We start from the raw sequence: 14,346 nt of genomic DNA, 5'->3' as shown, positions 1-14,346 counted from the left end.
TCTGATTCGATGCGATTCATCCGCAACTTCTCCATCATTGCCCACGTCGACCACGGCAAGTCCACGCTGGCCGATCGCATCATCCAACTTTGCGGCGGCCTCCAGGCCCGCGAAATGGAGGCGCAGGTGCTCGACTCGAACCCGATCGAGCGCGAGCGCGGCATCACCATCAAGGCCCAGTCGGTCTCGTTGCCCTATGTGGCAAAAGACGGCCAGACCTACCACCTGAACTTCATCGACACCCCCGGGCACGTCGACTTCTCCTATGAAGTCAGCCGCTCGCTGGCCGCCTGCGAAGGCGCGCTGCTGGTGGTCGATGCGGCCCAGGGCGTGGAAGCGCAGTCGGTGGCCAACTGCTACACCGCCGTCGAGCAGGGCCTGGAAGTGGTGCCGGTGATCAACAAGATCGACCTGCCCACCGCCGACATCGAGCGCGCCAAGGCCGAAATCGAGGCCGTCATCGGCATCGACGCCACCGACGCGGTGCCCGTCAGTGCCAAGACCGGCCTGAACGTGGTCGACGTGCTGGAGGCGATCGTGCATCGCATTCCGCCGCCGGTGCCGCGCGATACCGACAAGCTGCAGGCGCTGATCATCGACTCGTGGTTCGACAACTACCTGGGCGTGGTCTCGCTGGTGCGCGTGATGCAGGGCCAGATCAAGGCCGGCGACAAGCTGCAGGTGATGTCCACCGGCCGTACCCACCAGGTCGACAACGTCGGCGTGTTCACCCCCAAGCGCAAGGTGCTGCCGGCGCTGCGGGCCGGTGAAGTGGGCTGGGTCACGGCCAGCATCAAGGACGTGCACGGCGCGCCGGTTGGCGACACCCTGACCCTGGCCGCCGACCCGGCCTCCAAGCCGCTGCCGGGCTTCCAGGAAATGCAGCCGCGCGTGTTCGCCGGCCTGTTCCCGGTCGACGCCGAAGACTACCCGGACCTGCGCGAAGCGCTGGACAAGCTGCGCCTGAACGATGCCGCGCTGCGCTTCGAGCCGGAAAGCTCCGAAGCCATGGGCTTCGGCTTCCGCTGCGGCTTCCTGGGCATGCTGCACATGGAAATCGTGCAGGAGCGCCTGGAGCGCGAGTACAACCTGGACCTGATCAGCACCGCGCCGACCGTGGTCTATGAAGTGCTCAAGACCGACGGCACGATCATCAACATGGACAACCCGGCCAAGCTGCCGCCGGTGAACATGGTCGATGAGATCCGTGAGCCGATCATCCGCGCCAACGTGCTCACCCCCGAGGAGTACATCGGCAACATCATCAAGCTGTGCGAAGAAAAGCGCGGCAGCCAGATCGGCATCAACTACCTGGGCAGCCAGGTACAGATCAGCTACGAGCTGCCGATGGCCGAAGTGGTGCTGGACTTCTTCGACAAGCTCAAGTCGGTCAGCCGCGGCTATGCCTCGCTGGACTACCACTTCGTGCGTTTCGATGCCGGCCCGTTCGTCCGCGTGGACGTGCTGATCAACGGCGACAAGGTCGATGCCCTGTCGCTGATCGTGCACCGCAGCCATGCCGACCGCCGGGGCCGCGAGCTCTGCGAGAAGATGAAGGAACTGATCCCGCGCCAGCAGTTCGACGTGGCCATCCAGGCCGCCGTCGGCTCGCAGATCATCTCCCGCACCACGGTCAAGGCGATGCGCAAGAACGTGCTGGCCAAGTGCTATGGTGGCGACGTTTCGCGCAAGAAGAAGCTGTTGGAAAAGCAGAAGGAAGGCAAGAAGCGCATGAAGCAGGTTGGCCGCGTGGAAATCCCGCAGGAAGCCTTCCTGGCCGTGCTGCAGATGGACAAGTAAGGCCGGCAGGTCGCCCGGCCACCGCGCGGCACCCGCCAGGTGCCGCCGGGCGCGCAGGGATGGCCCCGTAGCCGCTGCACCCGCACCGCTGCACCCGTTGCCCAAGGACACCGCATGAAATTGTTTGAGATCCTCCTGGTCGTACTGACGCTGGCCTCGGGTTTGATCCTGCTGGCCGACAAGCTGTATTTCGCCAAGCGCCGTGCCGCGCGCGCCGGCCTGCTGGATTCCGAACCGGTCGCGGTCGACTACGCCCGGGCGTTCTTCCCGGTGCTGGCGATCGTGCTGGTGGTGCGCAGCTTCATCGCCGAGCCGTACAAGATCCCGTCCAGCTCGATGATGCCCAACCTGCTGATCGGCGATTTCATCCTGGTCAACAAGTTCTCCTATGGCCTGCGCCTGCCGCTGAACAATGCCAAGGTCGTCCCGCTGGGCGAACCCAAGCGCGGCGACGTGGTGGTGTTCCACTTCCCGGGCCATTCGGACAACGATCCGGCCAAGGGCGAGAATTTCATCAAGCGCGTGATCGGCATCCCCGGTGACCAGATCGTCTTCGAAGGTGACGGGCTGATCCTCAACGGCGAGCCGGTCAAGTACGACAACAAGGGCCTGTACGCCGGCCATCGCGGCCAGGGCGAGGGCAGCTCGCTGCTGGTCGAGCACCTGCCGGGCCGCACCCACACCGTGCTGGAAACCGACTACCCGCGTGGCGCAGGCCAGTGGACGGTGCCGGCCGGCAAGTACCTGGTGATGGGCGACAACCGCGACAACAGCGATGATGGTCGCTTCTGGGGCCTGCTCCCGGAAGAGAACCTGCGCGGCAAGGCGTTCCTGATCTGGCTGAACTGCTCGGGGTGGTTCTGCAAGGACGGCTTCGAGCCGTCGCGGATCGGCTCGAGCATCAATTGATCCATCACACTCGCGTATCTGGGGAGAACGCAATGAAGACGATGAACACGCAGCGCGGCATGACCCTCACCTCGTTCCTGGCGGTACTGATCGTGGTGGCGTTCGGCCTGTATGTGGGCATGAAGCTGTTCCCGATGTACCAGGAGTACTACTCGGTGCGCTCGGCGATGAAGAGCCTGGCCAAGGAGCCGGGCGTGGGCAACATGGAGCCGGCCCGCGTGCAGGACCTTTTGTTCAAGCGACTTGACATCAGCTACTCGGAAAACGTGAAGCCGGCCAACGTCAAGTTCGATCGCATCGAGGGCGGCTGGAACATGAAGGTCAGCTACGAGGTACGCCGCGAACTGATCGGCAACCTCGACGTGGTTGGCAAATTTGATACGAACCAGGAACTGACCCTCGCCGGTGTCGACTAAGACTTTCCAACGTGGTGACCGCATCGGCCACCCCTTCGCAGATCCGGGCCTGCTCCAGCAGGCCCTGACGCATCGCAGTGCCGGTACGCCCAACAACGAGCGGCTGGAATTCCTCGGCGACAGCATCGTCAACATGATGGTGGCCCAGGCGCTGTACCAGCGCTGGCCCAAGGCCGACGAAGGCGCGCTCACCCGCGCCCGTGCCGAACTGGTGCGTGAAGGTGCGCTGGCGGTCATCGCCCGCACCCTCGAACTGGGTGACCGGCTGATCCTGGGTCCGGGCGAGATGAAGACCGGCGGCCACCGCCGCGACTCCATCCTGGCCGATGCCCTGGAGGCGGTCGTGGCCGCCATCTACCTGGATGCCGGGTTCGAGGCCTGCCGCACCGTGGTGCTGCCGTGGTTCAACGCCTCGATGGAGGCACTGCCGGCCACCGGCAAGCCCGAAAAAGATCCCAAGACCCGCCTGCAGGAATGGTTGCAGGCCCGCCAGAAGACGCTGCCGCAGTATGAGCTGGTGTCAGAAGCGGGTGACGATCACGCCAAGACCTTCCGGGTACGCTGTGGCGTAGCCGATCCCGCTGTCAGCACCGAAGGCGAAGGTGCCTCGCGACGGCTGGCCGAACAACAGGCGGCCGCGGCCGCCCTCGAGCAACTGGATTCCAAGTGAGCGAAGCAATTCCCCATCATTGCGGCAGCGTGGCCGTCATCGGCCGCCCCAACGTCGGCAAATCCACCCTGACCAACGCCCTGGTGGGCGCCAAGGTCAGCATCGTGTCCAACCGCCCGCAGACCACGCGGCACCGGTTGCTGGGCATTGCCAGCTACCCGGAAGGGCAGCTGGTGCTGGTGGACACCCCCGGCCTGCACCGCGTGCAGAAGCGCGCCATGAACCGCGTCATGAACCGCGCCGCGCGCGGTTCGCTGGAAGGCGTGGACGCCGGCATGCTGGTGATCGAAGCCGGCCGCTGGGACGAGGAAGACACCCTGGCCTTCAACGTGCTCAGCGACTCGGGCATTCCGGTGGTGCTGGTGGTCAACAAGGTCGACCGGCTCAAGGACAAGGCCGCGCTGCTGCCGTTCCTGCAGCAGGTCACCGAGGGCCGCACCTTTGCCGCCGTCCACCCGATTTCGGCGCAGAAGCGCAACGGCCTGGAAGCGCTGGTGCGCGACCTGCTCAAGCTGCTGCCGGAAGCCCCGCCGATGTTCGGCGAGGACGAAATCACCGACCGCAGCCAGCGCTTCCTGGCTGGCGAACTGGTGCGTGAGCAGCTCATGCGCCAGCTGGGCGAAGAACTGCCGTACGCCACCACGGTGGAAATCGAGCGGTTCGTCGAAGACGGCAACCTGCTGCGCATCGGCGCGGTGATCTGGGTCGAGCGCGAAGGCCAGAAGGCCATCGTGATCGGCAAGGGCGGCACCCGCCTGAAGGACATCGGCGCCAAGTCGCGCATGCAGATGGAGCGCCTGTTCGGCGCCAAGGTCTTCCTGGAGACCTGGGTGCGCGTGCGTGAAGGCTGGTCCGACGACGAAGCCGCGCTGAAGGCGTTCGGCTACGAGTAAGCCGGGTCGCTGACGGCTGCGCCATGCGCATCGATGACGAACCCGCCTTCGTGCTGCATGCCCGGTCGTGGCGCGAAACCAGCCTGCTGGTGGAGGTGCTGACCGAGCAGCACGGCCGTATCGGCCTGTTGGCGCGGGGTGTCAGCAGCCCGCGCAGCCAGGCCTTGCGGGCGGCACTGCAGCCGCTGCAATGGATCCGTTTCAGTGCCGTGCAGCGCGGTGAGCTGGCCCAGCTGCGCGGCGCCGAAGCCCTCGATGCCGCACCGCGGCTGGGCGGCGAGGCGATGCTGGCCGGGTTCTATATCAATGAGCTGCTGATGCGGCTGGCCCCGCGCCAGGATCCGCTGCCCGAGCTGTATGACCATTACGGCCTGGTGCGCCAACGTCTGCGCGACGGCGAGCCGTTGGCCTGGACGTTGCGCCGGTTCGAGCGCGACCTGCTGGAAGCGCTGGGGTTCGGGTTCGACCTGGCCCATGGCAGCGACGGCGAGCCGGTGGACCCGGCCGCCCGCTACGATCTGGACCCGCAGGAGGGGCCGCGCCGGCTGCTCAGCGAACGCGGCACCGACCCCCGCCGCGGCACCGCCACCGGCAGTGCTCTTCTGGCACTGGCCGACGACCGCCAGCCCGACCCCGACGACCTGGCCAGCCTGCGCCGGGCCATGCGCGCGGTGCTGCTGCACCACCTGGGCGGGCGCGGGCTGAAGTCGTGGGAAATGCTGGAAGACCTGGCCAGGCGCAGGTAGCGCCGGGCGTATGGAGCCGCAGTAGAGCCGGGTTCTACCCGGCTGCTTTGGGTGCGCGACCCCATCAGTTTCCCCGCCAGCCGGGCAGAGCCCGGCTCTACGCGGCGCGAACCCGCCAGTTTCCACGCCAGCCGGGCAGAGCCCAGCGCTACGGGGCCTCAATGCAGCAGGGATTCCACCGCCGCCTGGAACTGGGTGTGGGCGCCGCTGGACTCCGGGGCCTGGTGCAGCTGGCGTACCGCGCGTGCCAGCCGCGCTGCGCCGACGAAGCCGCAACTGGCCTGCAGCCGGTGCAACTGGCCCTGCAGGGCACGCACGTCCTGCTTCAGCAAGGCCTGGGCCACCGCATCGCGCACGCTCGGCAGCTCGGCCAGGAACAGTTCGCGCAGCGCGATGAGATGGTGGCGCTGCCCGTTCAGGGCGGCCAGCGCGGTGATCTCGTCCCAGTCTTCACGCTCGCTGTCCAGGCTCGCGCCCACGGCGGGCGGGGCGGTGCCGGGGCTGTTGACCAGCGCCCGGCGCACGGCCTTGAGCAGCTGTTCGCCGGTAAGCGGCTTGACCAGGGTGTCGCTGAAGCCGGCATCGCGCAGCCGCGCATGGATGCTGGTGTCGCCATCGGCGGTATGCGCCAGCGCGGGCGTGTCCGGCCGTGAACGGCGCAGCGCATGCAGCAGCTGGGTGCCATTGCCGTCGGGCAGGTTGACGTCGATCAGCCACAGGTCGTGCTGACCGCTGCGGCCGGTGTCCATGGCCGTGGCCAGCGAATCGGCGGTATCCACCTGCGCCGGCAGGGTCTCCAGCGCGGCCTTGAAAAAGCCGCGGCTGATGGTGTCGTCCTCGACGAGCAGGAATCGGGGCATTGGATCCCGAGGGGTCATCTGCATTGGGGCTGCCTCCATGTCAGCTATGCCCATATTAAACATGACAACGCGCTCTGCAAGCGTTTCCAACGGGCCCATCGGCAGCCCGACCCACGTATCTGCGACAATACGCACCCTTTTTGCCCGCAGCCTGTTGCCACGTGGCCCGATCCCGCTCCCGCCTCGACCGTACCCCCTTCCAGACCGACATCCTCGACCTCAGCCACGATGGCCGCGGCGTTGCCCGCCGTGAAGGCGAGGGTGCCAAGGTCACCTTCATCACCGGCGCACTGCCCGGCGAAGTGGTGAGCGCTGAACCGACCGCGCGCAACCGCCATTTCGACGAGGCGCGCACCCTGGAGGTGCTGCAGCCGTCGCCCCAGCGGGTCACCCCGCGCTGCCCGCATTTCGGCGTCTGCGCCGGGTGCGTGCTGCAGCATCTGGAGGAGTCGCAGCAGATCGTGGCCAAGCAACGGGTCCTTACGGACAATCTGACCCGGATCGGCCACGTCACCCCCGGCACGGTGTTGCCGCCGCTGGTGGGCGACAGCTGGGGCTACCGCCGCAAGGGCCGCTTCTCGGTGCGCCGGGTGGAAAAGAAGGACAAGACCCTGGTCGGCTTCCGCGAGCAGGACCCGCGTTTCGTGGCGGACCTGAGCCAGTGCCTGACCGTCATTCCGGAGATCGGCAGCAAGGTCGGGGCGATGGCGACGTTCATCGAAACCCTCGACGGCAAGCGCGACATTCCGCAGATCGAGTTCATCGCCGGTGACGAGGCGATCATGCTGACCATCCGCCACATGCAGCCGCTGACCGAGGCCGACCGCGCCGCCTGGACCGCCTTCGGGCAGGAACATGGCTTTGCGATCTCGCTGCAGCCGGGCGGGGTGGAGTCGGTACAGCCGTTGTGGCCGGCCGAGGTGCCGCTGTCGTTCAAGCTGGCGCCGTGGGACGTGGAGCTGGCCTTCCGCCCGCTGGACTTCATCCAGGTCAATGCCTCGCTCAACGTGAAGATGATCGCGCTGGCGCTGGAGCTGCTGGAGGCCGGTCCGGACGAGCGCGTGCTGGACCTGTTCTGCGGGCTGGGCAACTTCACCCTGCCGCTGGCGCGTACCGTGCGTGACGTGGTGGGCGTGGAAGGCGATGCGGGCCTGGTCGCCCGGGCCAGGGAAAATGCCGAGCGCAATGGCCTGGCCAACGCGCAGTTCCATGCCGCCGATCTCACCCAGGACCAGCGCAACGCCCCGTGGATGCGCCAGGGCTTCGACAAGCTGCTGCTGGACCCGCCGCGTTCGGGCGCGATCGAAGTGCTGCAGCAGCTGCCGCTGAAGCAGTTCAAGCGCATCGTCTATGTGAGCTGCCACCCGGGTTCGCTGGCGCGCGATGCCGGCTACCTGGTCAACGAACAGGGCTTCACCCTGGTCAGTGCCGGTGCAATGGACATGTTCCCGCACACCGCGCACGTGGAAAGCATCGCGGTATTCGAGAAGCGCTGAGGCCGGCGCCACCGGCCGGGCGGCCGATGCATCGCATCGGCGCCCGACCGGGGCGGCCGCTTACGGCTGCGGGGCGTTGACCCACTGGCCGTCCCGCCAGGCAAACGCCATGGTCTGCTCGCCGCGCTCGCTGCCGGCACCGGCGCGGACCGTGCACTCGATCACCGGCGCATCGTCGCCGACCGCGCAGTCGCGCACGTCCAACACCTCGGCACTGTTCATGGCCAAGGTCAGATCCGCACGCTTGCCCGCATCCTGCTCGCGGGCCAGCCGCGCAGCAAACCCCTCGCGCAGCAGCACCTGCACGCGCGCCGTGGGCGGCACCGGTGCCGGCCGCTGACGCTGCTGCTGTGTGTGCAGCAGCGCCCAGCTGCCGTCCACCTGGCTGAAGCGCAGCAGGCGGTGCACCGCGTCCCCGCCATCCTGCGCGGTGACGATGCAGTCCACGCTGGGCGGGCCCGCGTCGGTTACCGGCAGGCAGCCGGACACGGCCTGCAGGCGCGGACGGAAGGCCTCGGCCACCAGGCGGCTGCTGTCGTTGGCCGGGCGATCGGCGATGGCCTCGTCGAACAGGCGATCCATTGCGGCCTGGGCCTGCGCCAAGGTGGGATCGGAGACGGCGGCATGCGCGACAGGCAGCGCCAGCAGCAGGGTGGGCAGGGTGGACAGGAGCAGAAAACGGGTGCGACGGGTCATGGGGGAACCGGGTCCTTGGAAAGGGCGCGCAGTGTAGGCGGTGCGCGCCATAATGCGGGCATGGGCATTGAAATCGAACGCAAATACCTCGTAACCGGTGATGGCTGGCGCAGTGCCGCCCACGCGGTGATCCCGATGGCGCAGGGCTACATCAACGACTCCGCCGCACTCGACAGCGGCGCGCAGAAGGCCTCGGTGCGCGTGCGCATCCAGGGCGAGCAGGCCTTCCTCAACTTCAAATCGCGCGAGATCGGTCATACCCGGCAGGAGTTCGACTACCCGATCCCGGTCGACGACGCGCGCGCGCTGCTGGCCTTGTGCGTCGGCGGCCTGATCGACAAGCGACGCCACCTGGTGCGCCATGCCGGTCTGGTCTGGGAGGTGGACGAATTCCTGGGCGACAACGCCGGGCTGGTGGTGGCCGAGGTGGAGCTGGAGCACGCCGACCAGGCCATCGAACTGCCCGACTGGGCCGGCACCGAGGTGACCGACCAGGTGCGCTACTACAACCTGGCCCTGGCCGCGCATCCTTACGCGCGCTGGTCAGCCGCTGAACGGGGCCGGTAGGTACCCACCGTTGGTGGGTACGTAGGCGTGCCACGCAAATGCGACGCCCCTTGTTTTGGCCGCCCCCGACCCACAGTCTGGTCAGATGAAAATCGATATCTGGTCCGACGTGGTGTGCCCCTGGTGCTGGATCGGCAAGCATCGTTTCCAGCAGGGCGTGGCCCTGCTGGGCGATGACGCGCCCGACATCGAGGTGCACTGGCATCCTTTCCTGCTCGACCCCGACGCCGGCACCACCCCGGTACCGCTGCGCGAGGCCTACGTGGCCAAGTTCGGCAGTGCCGAGCGCACCGCGCAGATCCTGTCCCAGACCCAGACCACCGCGCGCGCCGAGGGCCTGCCGATGGACTTCGACCAGGGGCAGGTGCGGGTCACCACCCTGCCAGCCCACCGGCTGCTGTGGCTGGCCGGGCGTGAAGGCGTGCAGGCGGCGGTGGGCGAGGCGCTGTTCCGGGCCCATTTCGTCGAGGGCCGCAACCTGGCCGATACGCAGACCCTGATCGCCGCGGCGGCCGCCGGTGGCATCCCCGCCGAGCGGGTCACCGCGCTGCTGGCCGGCGACGAGGGGCTGCCGGAGATCCAGGCGCAGCTGGCCCAGGCCCAGGCGCTGGGCATCCAGTCGGTCCCCACCTTCGTGGTCAATGACCGCTATGCCATCCAGGGGGCCCAGCCGCCGGAGGCGTTCGCCCAGGCCCTGCGCCAGATCGCCGCGGACATGCCCGAGGCGCCTGCGGCGGCGCAGGGCGGCCAGTGCGACGTGGACGGCTGCCCGTAAGAAGGCCGGCCACGGCGCAGGTCGTGGCCCAGTACACGCGGCTTCTGCGACAATGCGGCGGTGCGCCATCATGGCGCCCCGTATTGGAGATCGACCATGCTCGTGATCGGCGTTGCCGGGACCGAACTTACCGCCCAGGAACGCGACTGGCTGCAGCACGATGCGGTGGCCGGGGTCATCCTGTTCAAGCGCAACTTCGCCTCGCGCGAGCAGGTGGCCGAGCTGTCGGCGGCGATCCGCGCCGCCGCGCCGCGCCCGCAGCTGATCTGCGTGGACCAGGAGGGCGGTCGCGTCCAGCGTTTCCGTGAGGGCTACAGCGCGTTGCCGCCGTTGCAGGGCTTCGATGCCCTTTACCGGCAGGACCCGCAGGCCGCGCTGGCGCTGGCCGAACAACATGCCTGGCTGATGGCCAGCGAAGTGCGCGCCAGTGGCGTGGACCTGAGCTTTGCCCCGGTGGTGGATCTGGGCCGTGGCAACCTCGCCATCGGCGACCGTGCCTTCAGCGCCGATCCGCAGGTGGTGGCGGCCTTCACCGCGGCCTACGTGCGCGGCATGCACAGCGTGGGCATGGCCGCCACCCTCAAGCACTTCCCCGGCCACGGCACGGTGCGTGAGGACACCCATTTCAACGACGCCTCCGATCCGCGCTCGCTGGACGAACTGCGCGCGCTGGACCTGATTCCGTTCGCGGCCGGCATCGACGCCGGTGCCGATGCGGTGATGATGGCCCACGTGGTCTACCCGCAGGTGGCACCCGAGCCGGCCGGCTACTCGCCGCGCTGGATCCAGCAGATCCTGCGCGAACAGATGGGCTTCCGCGGCGTGGTGTTCTCCGACGACATCGGCATGGCCGCGTCGTTCTCGGCCGGCGGGGTCAAGGCGCGCGTGGATGCGCACCTGGATGCCGGCTGCGACGTGGTGCTGGTCTGCCACCCCGAGCTGGTCGACGAATCGCTGCGTGCGGTGGAACCGCGCACCCTCAATACTGCTGCGCTGCTCGGCCTGATCGGCCGCGGCGCGCTTGGCTGGGATGGCCTGCTGGCCGATGCCCGCCATGGCACTACCCAATCCCGTTTGCTTGACACCCTTGGAAGAACTGTCTGATGCCCAACCTCACCATTTCCCAGGCCCTGGCCCAGGCCGACCTGCTGGTCGACCGTCCCACCATCGACACGGCCATCGCCACCATCGCCGACGCCATCGCGCGCGATTACAAGGGCGAAGTGCCGTTGTTCCTGTCGATCATGCACGGCGCGCTGCCGTTCGCCGGCCAGCTCGCGCTGGAACTGGGCGCACGCGGCCAGGACGTGCAGTTCGATTACCTGCATGCCACCCGCTACCGCGGCGAAACCACCGGCGGCGAGCTGGTGTGGAAGCACAAGCCGGCCACGTCGCTGTTCGGCCGCCGCGTGCTGCTGGTCGATGACATCCTCGATGAAGGCTTCACCCTGCAGGGCGTGCGCACCTGGTGCCTGGAGCAGGGCGCCACCGACGTGCGCATCGCCGCGCTGACGGTCAAGCAGCACGACCGCGCGCTGCCGGACGTCAAGGCCGACTACGCCGGTATCGATCTGCCCGACCGCTATGTGTTCGGCTTCGGCATGGACGTCAATGAAACGCTGCGCTGCGTGCCGGCCATCTACGCGATGAAGGAATGATGGAACACATCGCACTGGCCGTCATTGGCGGCACCGGCGTCTACAAACTGGCCCAGCTCGACGACGTCAGCAGCCACCAGGTGGAAACGCGCTACGGCACGCCATCCGGCCCGATCCGGGTCGGCACGCTGCTGGGCCAGCGCGTGGCCTTCCTGGCGCGGCACGGCGAGGGGCATTCGCTGCCGCCGCACAAGATCAATTACCGCGCAAACCTTGCCGCATTGCAGCAGATCGGGGCGACGCGTGTGTTGGCGCTCAATACGGTCGGCGGCATCACTGAACAGTGCGGCCCGCGCGTTCTGGCCTGCCCGGACCAGCTGATCGACTACACCTGGGGCCGTATTTCGACCCTCAGTGAAGAACCCGGCAGCGAGGTGCTGCATGTGGATTTTGGCCACCCCTACACGACGCTGCTGCGCAGCAAAGTGCTGGCGGCGGCCAAAGTCACCGGCGTGCGTGTGCACGACGGCGGCTGCTACGGCGCCACGCAGGGTCCGCGGCTGGAAACCAACGCGGAAATTGCGCGGATGCGCCGTGATGGGTGCGATCTGGTCGGCATGACCGGCATGCCCGAGGCCAGCCTCGCACGCGAGCTGGGGCTGGACTATGCCTGCCTGGCCATCGTGGCCAACTGGGCCGCCGGCTGTGGCGATGGCGATGAAATCACGATGGCCGAAGTACTGGCCAACGTGGATGCCGCATCGGCCGGATTGCCGGAACTGATCGGCGAATTGGCGCGGGGGTGATTGTCATTGCGGAGCAAGCTTTGCATACTCCGCCAGTGCGCTGGTTGAGCGTACACCACCCATTCATAGAAGAAGGTCTCGCATCACCATGCCGAACGGTACCGTCAAGTGGTTCAACGACGCCAAGGGATTTGGCTTTATCTCGCCGGAGGACGGCAGCGCCGACGTCTTCGCGCACTTCTCCGCGATCAACTCCAAGGGCTTCCGCAGTCTGCAGGAAGGCCAGAAGGTCACCTATGACGTGACCCAGGGCCCGAAGGGCGCCCAAGCCTCGAACATCGTGCCGGCTGAGTAACTCTCGCGCTGCGCATTGAAAAACCCCGCTTCGGCGGGGTTTTTTTTGGGTACCACCCGGTTTGCCAGCGGCGCACGTCAGCGCTCAGGTTCGCGCGTTCCGCGCACCACGTGATGCCCATCACGCTATAAGGACATGCATGCACCCGCAACGACGCACCATCGCCATTGTCGGTTACGGCACCGCCGGCCAGGCATTGGCCGTTCTTCTTTCACGCGACCATCACGACGTGCACGTCTTCGAACGGGCCGCTGCGCCCGGTCCGGTGGGCGCCGGTTTCCTGCTGCAGCCCACTGGCCTGGACGTGTTGTGGCAGATGGACCTGCTGCCGGACGTGCTTGCGCACGGCGCAGCGGTACGCCGGTTGTATGGCGACACGCCCTGCGGGCGCACCGTGATGGAAATGGGCTATGCGGGTCTGGATGCACGCCTGCACGGTGTCGGCATGCAGCGCGGCGCGTTGTTCACCCTGTTGGCGCAGGCATGGGCGCATCCGGGCAACCTGCAGGCCGACACCACTATCGTGGAGGTGGACGCCGTGCAGGGGCGCGTGCGTGATGCGCGTGGCCAGTGGCATGGGCCGTACGATCTGGTGATCGCCGCCGACGGTTCCGCCTCGACGTTGCGCACCCAGGTGCAGGCCACGCAGCTGGATCGCGAATACCCGTGGGGCGCCCTGTGGTGCCTGCTGCCGCGCGGCGACTGGGCGTATCCCGATGAGCTGCGCCAGCGTTACGTGGCCGCGCGCAAGATGATCGGGTTGCTGCCGGTCGGTACGCGACCGGGCGATGCGCAGCCGCGGCTGAGCTTCTTCTGGAGCCTGCCGCGCGAGCAGTTCGCGCAATGGGAACGCGACGGTCTGCAGCGCTGGCTCGATGAGATTGCCGCGCTGTGGCCCGAAGCGCATGCGCGTCTGGACAGTGTGCGCGACAGTGCGCAGCTGGCGCGTGCGGGGTATCGCGATGCGGTGATGTCGCGCTGGAGCCGCGAGCGGCTGGTGCTGGCCGGCGATGCGGCACACGCGATGAGCCCGCAGCTGGGGCAGGGCGTGAACATGGCGCTGATGGATGCCCTGGCGCTGCGCGATGCGTTGCGCGCGCATGCCGACCGCGACGCAGCGCTGCAGGCCTATGCGGCGCAGCGGCGCGCACACGTGGCCGTCTACCACTTCTGGAGCCGCTGGCTGACGCCGCTGTTCCAATCCGAGCGCGACACCTTGGCGCGTGCGCGCGACGTGCTGTTCAAGCCGATGGGGCGCATGCCCGGTGGCAACGGCCACATGCTGCGCGTGCTCAGCGGCACCCAGCGCGGCTGGATGGGCAAACTGGCGCTGAATCCCGGCTTCATCGCGGCGATGCAAGCCCATGCGGCCCACCCGTCATCAGCTGATAACCCCGCGTGGCGGGCTTCTGCGGGGGAGTGAAGGCAGAATTAACCTGGATTGACGATGAACTCACCCACGACCTGTCAGAAGTAATTGGTTGGCCCCGCACACCCGTGCACCTGCCAACCGCTACCTGAAGGAGATGGACATGCTGTTCCCGGCCGAAATCCTGGATGCTGAAATCTGCAAATTGCGCGGACTGCTGCAGATGCTGCACGAGGATCAGCCCGACGTGATGCACGACATTTTCGAGTTCCATGTCACCAGCCTGATCACGCATACCGCACCAGAGCACCACCGCCGCATCCGCGATGCCGCACACGCGATGCTGACCGACATTCAACGGCGGCCGGTTCGACCCGATCCACCGCGGTCGGAGATCCAGTTGATGCCGCAGGTGCTGGCGGCCGCGTAAGGCCTGCAGCCTGATGCTGG

Annotated in this window: 17 protein-coding genes; 15 read left to right on the top strand and 2 right to left on the bottom strand. The window is 67.5% G+C overall.

Going from position 1 to position 14,346, the window contains the following annotated elements:
* Window positions 1-9: 9 nt before the first annotated feature.
* From lepA to recO, 6 genes are all read left to right on the top strand, one after another.
* Window positions 10-1,800 (top strand): translation elongation factor 4, encoded by a 1,791-nt coding sequence (gene lepA / locus ACZ0AE_RS14530; protein WP_038686985.1) that lies wholly within the window; start codon window positions 10-12, stop codon window positions 1,798-1,800.
* A 114-nt stretch (window positions 1,801-1,914) separates the two neighbouring features.
* Window positions 1,915-2,709 (top strand): signal peptidase I, encoded by a 795-nt coding sequence (lepB, locus tag ACZ0AE_RS14525; protein ID WP_038686987.1) that lies wholly within the window; start codon window positions 1,915-1,917, stop codon window positions 2,707-2,709.
* 32 nt (window positions 2,710-2,741) lie between these two features.
* The gene (locus tag ACZ0AE_RS14520; protein ID WP_463601440.1) at window positions 2,742-3,125 is read left to right on the top strand and encodes a DUF4845 domain-containing protein; all 384 of its coding nucleotides are present in this window, start codon (window positions 2,742-2,744) and stop codon (window positions 3,123-3,125) included.
* Window positions 3,115-3,795, top strand: coding sequence for a ribonuclease III (gene rnc / locus ACZ0AE_RS14515; RefSeq protein ID WP_463601439.1), 681 nt, complete (start codon window positions 3,115-3,117; stop codon window positions 3,793-3,795). Before ACZ0AE_RS14520 ends, rnc begins: the two co-directional genes overlap by 11 nt.
* Complete coding sequence (gene era, locus ACZ0AE_RS14510) at window positions 3,792-4,688, top strand: GTPase Era (protein ID WP_038686993.1); 897 nt, start codon at window positions 3,792-3,794, stop codon at window positions 4,686-4,688. The genes rnc and era overlap by 4 nt, the downstream gene beginning before the upstream one ends.
* Window positions 4,689-4,711: 23 nt before the next feature.
* On the top strand, window positions 4,712-5,434 hold the full coding sequence (gene recO, locus ACZ0AE_RS14505; RefSeq protein WP_038686995.1) for a DNA repair protein RecO: 723 nt from the start codon (window positions 4,712-4,714) through the stop codon (window positions 5,432-5,434).
* A gap of 158 nt (window positions 5,435-5,592) precedes the next feature.
* On the opposite strand, the gene ACZ0AE_RS14500 is transcribed toward recO, so the two are convergent.
* Complete coding sequence (locus ACZ0AE_RS14500) at window positions 5,593-6,318, bottom strand: response regulator (RefSeq protein WP_463601438.1); 726 nt, start codon at window positions 6,316-6,318, stop codon at window positions 5,593-5,595.
* A gap of 137 nt (window positions 6,319-6,455) precedes the next feature.
* On the opposite strand from ACZ0AE_RS14500, the gene rlmD reads away from it, so the two are divergent.
* Entirely contained in the window at window positions 6,456-7,790 is a 1,335-nt protein-coding gene (gene rlmD, locus ACZ0AE_RS14495; RefSeq protein ID WP_038686999.1) for a 23S rRNA (uracil(1939)-C(5))-methyltransferase RlmD, read from the top strand.
* A 60-nt stretch (window positions 7,791-7,850) separates the two neighbouring features.
* Here rlmD and ACZ0AE_RS14490 read toward each other — a convergent pair whose 3' ends face one another.
* The gene (locus ACZ0AE_RS14490; protein ID WP_463601437.1) at window positions 7,851-8,486 is read right to left on the bottom strand and encodes a hypothetical protein; all 636 of its coding nucleotides are present in this window, start codon (window positions 8,484-8,486) and stop codon (window positions 7,851-7,853) included.
* A gap of 60 nt (window positions 8,487-8,546) precedes the next feature.
* Here ACZ0AE_RS14490 and ACZ0AE_RS14485 point away from each other — a divergent pair, with 60 nt between their 5' ends.
* The 8 genes from ACZ0AE_RS14485 (at window position 8,547) to ACZ0AE_RS14450 (ending at window position 14,326) form a co-directional block, all read left to right on the top strand.
* Window positions 8,547-9,053 carry a CYTH domain-containing protein gene (locus ACZ0AE_RS14485; RefSeq protein ID WP_447595071.1) on the top strand — a complete coding sequence of 169 codons (507 nt, stop codon included), beginning with the start codon at window positions 8,547-8,549 and terminating at the stop codon, window positions 9,051-9,053.
* Between the two features lie 85 nt (window positions 9,054-9,138).
* On the top strand, window positions 9,139-9,828 hold the full coding sequence (locus ACZ0AE_RS14480) for a DsbA family oxidoreductase (RefSeq protein WP_463601436.1): 690 nt from the start codon (window positions 9,139-9,141) through the stop codon (window positions 9,826-9,828).
* A gap of 96 nt (window positions 9,829-9,924) precedes the next feature.
* Window positions 9,925-10,932 (top strand): beta-N-acetylhexosaminidase, encoded by a 1,008-nt coding sequence (nagZ, locus tag ACZ0AE_RS14475; RefSeq protein ID WP_141059591.1) that lies wholly within the window; start codon window positions 9,925-9,927, stop codon window positions 10,930-10,932.
* Entirely contained in the window at window positions 10,932-11,486 is a 555-nt protein-coding gene (locus tag ACZ0AE_RS14470; protein ID WP_038687008.1) for a hypoxanthine-guanine phosphoribosyltransferase, read from the top strand. The genes nagZ and ACZ0AE_RS14470 overlap by 1 nt, the downstream gene beginning before the upstream one ends.
* Window positions 11,486-12,232 (top strand): S-methyl-5'-thioinosine phosphorylase, encoded by a 747-nt coding sequence (locus ACZ0AE_RS14465; protein ID WP_038691933.1) that lies wholly within the window; start codon window positions 11,486-11,488, stop codon window positions 12,230-12,232. Before ACZ0AE_RS14470 ends, ACZ0AE_RS14465 begins: the two co-directional genes overlap by 1 nt.
* 88 nt (window positions 12,233-12,320) lie before the next feature.
* Window positions 12,321-12,527 (top strand): transcription antiterminator/RNA stability regulator CspE, encoded by a 207-nt coding sequence (gene cspE / locus ACZ0AE_RS14460; RefSeq protein WP_019183439.1) that lies wholly within the window; start codon window positions 12,321-12,323, stop codon window positions 12,525-12,527.
* Between the two features lie 139 nt (window positions 12,528-12,666).
* Window positions 12,667-13,950, top strand: a complete 1,284-nt coding sequence (locus ACZ0AE_RS14455) for an FAD-dependent oxidoreductase (protein WP_463601435.1) — start codon at window positions 12,667-12,669, stop codon at window positions 13,948-13,950.
* Window positions 13,951-14,053: 103 nt separating this feature from the next.
* The gene (locus ACZ0AE_RS14450; RefSeq protein ID WP_463601434.1) at window positions 14,054-14,326 is read left to right on the top strand and encodes a hypothetical protein; all 273 of its coding nucleotides are present in this window, start codon (window positions 14,054-14,056) and stop codon (window positions 14,324-14,326) included.
* Window positions 14,327-14,346: the final 20 nt, after the last annotated feature.

This window comes from Stenotrophomonas sp. AC248 (assembly GCF_979258185.1).
This window is presented reverse-complemented; position numbering and strand designations above follow the sequence as displayed.